Consider the following 3,352-nt stretch of genomic DNA (forward strand, 5'->3'; position numbering starts at 1 on the left):
GTCGGGCTCGGGGAAGTGTTTGATCGCGGCGAAAACCCGGATCTTTCATTACTATGGGAGCCGCAGATTATCGGCCCCATCCTGGGCCTGTGCGCACTTGCCGCCATGCCGATGATGATCAAAGCCCTTCGCGGCAAGAAAGGAATTTGAGTATGAACAAGTTGAAGGTGGATCTTCTGGTCATCGGGGCCGGTTCCGGGGGCCTGTCGGTCGCGGCGGGCGCGGTGCAGATGGGCGCAAGCGTGATCCTGCTGGAGGGTCACAAGATGGGCGGTGATTGTCTCAACTTTGGCTGCGTGCCCTCAAAGGCGCTGATCGCCAGCGGTAAGGCGGCCCATGCCCAATCGCACGCCAGCGTTTTCGGCATCGCCGATGTGACGCCAAAGGTCGATTACGCCGCCACCAAGGATCACGTCGCCGACGTGATCGAACAGATCAAACCCGTCGACAGCCAGGAGCGCTTTGAGGGTCTTGGCGTGCGGGTGATCCGCGAATACGGCCGCTTCATTTCCCCAAAAGAGGTGCAGGCCGGAGACTATGTGATCACCGCCCGCCGGATCGTGATCTCGACCGGGTCTTCGCCCTTCGTGCCGCCGATTCCCGGACTTGACGGCGTCCCCTACGAGACCAACGAAACGATCTTCGAGCTGCGCGACAAGCCCGCGCATCTTCTGGTCATCGGCGGCGGGCCGATCGGTATGGAAATGGCGCAGGCGCATCGCCGCCTTGGCTGTGAGGTGACCGTGATCGAAGGCATGAAGGCGCTTGGCAATGACGACCCGGAAATGGCCGCCGTCGTGCTTGATCGCTTCCGTGCCGAAGGCATCGAGATCGCCGAAGATGCCATGGCCGCGGAAATTCGCGGCAAACCCGGCGCAATCGAGGTCGAAGTCAAGGATGGCCGCATCTTCAAGGGCAGCCACCTTTTGATGGCCGTCGGGCGCAAGGCCAATATCGACAAACTTGACACCGAAAAGGCCGGGATCGAAACCACCCGCCGCGGCATCAAGGTCGATTCCGGCATGCGCAGCACCAACCGCCGCATCTATGCCATCGGCGACGTGGCGGGCGGGCTTCAATTCACCCATATGGCGGGCTATCACGCCGGGCTTGTGATCCGCTCTGCGCTGCTTGGGCTGCCTGCGAGGGAACGCACGAGCCATATCCCATGGGCCACCTATACCGACCCGGAACTTGCACATGTCGGCCTTACCGAAGAGGACGCGCGCAATGAGCACGGCGGCAACCTTGACGTGGTACGCTTCCCCTACAACCACAATGACCGCGCCATCGCCGAGCGCAAGACCGAGGGGCTGATCAAGGTCATGGTCGTGCGCGGACGCCCCGTGGGCGTGTCAATCGTCGGGGCGCAGGCGGGCGAGTTGATCAATCTCTGGGCCTTCATCCTCGCCAATAACCTCAAAATGAAACATGTCGCCAACATGGTCGCCCCCTACCCCACGCTGGGTGAAATCAACAAACGCGTGGCGGGGGCGTATTTCTCGCCAAAACTGTTTCATAGCCCTATGGTGAAACGGGTGGTGCGCTTCGTGCAGGGGTGGCTGCCCTAAGAGGCAGGTATTGGAAAGACATGCGAATGCTCAACTCTCTTTCGGGGCGCTTCCTGATCCTGACAGCGGTCTTCGTGATGCTGGCGGAAGTGATGATCTTTGTTCCCTCGATTGCCCGCTTTCGCGAGGATTTCCTGCTGACCCGGCTGGAACGCGCGCAGATCGCTTCGCTCGTGCTTTTGGCCGATGCCGAGGTCACCCCCGATCTCCAGGACGAGTTGCTGCGCAATGCCGGCGTGTTCAACGTGGTGCTGCGCCGCAATGAGGCGCGTCAGCTTGTGCTCACCTCGCCAATGCCCGGCCCGATCGCCCAGACCTTCGATCTGCGCGATGCGGATGCCTTCGGCCTGATCCGCGACGCCATGAGCCGGCTTTTGACACCACAGACCGAAGTGATCCGCGTCATCGGTCGCCCGGTGCGCATGGGCGGGCTTTTGATCGAGATCACGCTTGAAACGGACGATCTTCGCACGGCGATGATCGACTATGGCTTGCGGATCCTCATGCTTTCTCTGGTGATTTCCATCTTTACCGCCGTTCTTTTGTTCCTCGCGGTGCGGGTTTTCCTTGTCCGCCCGATCAAGCGCGTGGTCGGGCATATGAAATCCTATGCCGACGCCCCGGAAGATGCCCGGCTGGTGATTCAGCCTTCGGCCGGCATCACCGAGTTGCGCGAAGCCGAACAGACGCTGCAATCGCTGCAAACCCAGCTGACCGGCGCCCTGAAGCAGAAAGAGCACCTTGCCCAACTCGGTGGCGCCGTCGCCAAGGTAAGCCATGACCTGCGCAACATCCTGACCAGCGCCCAGCTTTTCACCGACCGCATCGAAATGAGCGAAGACCCAAGCGTCAAACGCATGGCACCCAAGCTGGTGAATTCGCTCACCCGTGCGGTGCATCTCTGCGAGGCGACGCTGGCCTATGGCAAGGCCGAAGAGCCGGGCCCGACGCTTGGCCGCGTTCGGCTATGCGATATCGTCGATGATGTGATCGACAGTGAACGGCTTTCGGTGGGCGACAATGACCTGAGCTTTTCCCAGGATATTCCCGACAGCCTGTTCCTGCGCGCCGACCCGGAACAGCTTTACCGCGTGATCGCCAACCTTGTGCGGAACGCCCGGCAAGCGATTGTAAACTCCGGCAAACCGGGCGAGATCAGCATCATGGCCGCTGAGGATGACAAGGAATGGATCATCCGCGTCGCCGACACCGGCCCCGGCCTTCCCACCAAGGCACGCGAACACCTCTTCAAGCCCTTTCAGGGTGGAGTCACCAAGGGCGGCACCGGCCTTGGGCTTAGCATCGCGATCGAATTGATGCGTGGCCATGGTGGTGATCTGACACTTGAACGCACCGATGAGACCGGCACATCCTTCTGCATTACCCTGCCCAAAGGAAATTTGTCGAAAGAAGCGTGATTTCTTCCGAAACGCCCTTGCAAACCTCTGCGCCAGAGTCTAATTGCTGGCCTCAACGGACCGATAGCTCAGCTGGATAGAGTACTTGACTACGAATCAAGGGGTCGGGGGTTCGAATCCTCCTCGGTCCGCCACTATTTCCGTTTTGAATAAGTGACACTGACCTGACGGGCTCGGATTTTCCGTGTTGTCAGAAGGGGCTGAAGTCGGCCCTCAGTTTCACGTCGGCGGACTCTTGGATCACCGATAGCCCATACTGCTCAAACAAATCGCCGCGCCACCACCAATAGAACGACGTTCCGGTTTTCCCCTTTCCACTTCGCACTCCGGACTTGGCGCGCATGAGTGATTCACGCGCTCAAT

Annotated in this window: 2 protein-coding genes, 1 tRNA gene and 1 pseudogene; all 4 read left to right on the forward strand. The window is 60.2% G+C overall.

The window, feature by feature from the left end:
• Nucleotides 1–150 (forward strand): annotated as a pseudogene (locus QZ522_RS18610) (TVP38/TMEM64 family protein); the annotation flags it as partial.
• 2 nt (nucleotides 151–152) lie between these two features.
• Nucleotides 153–1,571 carry an FAD-dependent oxidoreductase gene (locus QZ522_RS18615; protein ID WP_294615111.1) on the forward strand — a complete coding sequence of 473 codons (1,419 nt, stop codon included), beginning with the start codon at nucleotides 153–155 and terminating at the stop codon, nucleotides 1,569–1,571.
• 26 nt (nucleotides 1,572–1,597) lie between these two features.
• A complete protein-coding gene (locus QZ522_RS18620) occupies nucleotides 1,598–2,989 on the forward strand; it encodes a HAMP domain-containing sensor histidine kinase (RefSeq protein WP_294615114.1) in 1,392 nt (463 codons plus the stop codon).
• A gap of 57 nt (nucleotides 2,990–3,046) precedes the next feature.
• Nucleotides 3,047–3,123 (forward strand) — tRNA-Arg (locus QZ522_RS18625).
• The last annotated feature ends 229 nt before the right edge of the window (nucleotides 3,124–3,352 follow it).

This window comes from uncultured Roseovarius sp. (assembly GCF_913054395.1).
GTDB lineage: Bacteria > Pseudomonadota > Alphaproteobacteria > Rhodobacterales > Rhodobacteraceae > Roseovarius.

What these genes read in the sequence shown, in the direction of transcription:
- QZ522_RS18615 (WP_294615111.1), top strand. Translation starts at nt 153, where the DNA reads ATGAACAAGTTGAAGGTGGATCTTCTGGTCATCGGGGCCGGTTCCGGG.
- QZ522_RS18620 (WP_294615114.1), top strand. Translation starts at nt 1,598, where the DNA reads ATGCTCAACTCTCTTTCGGGGCGCTTCCTGATCCTGACAGCGGTCTTC.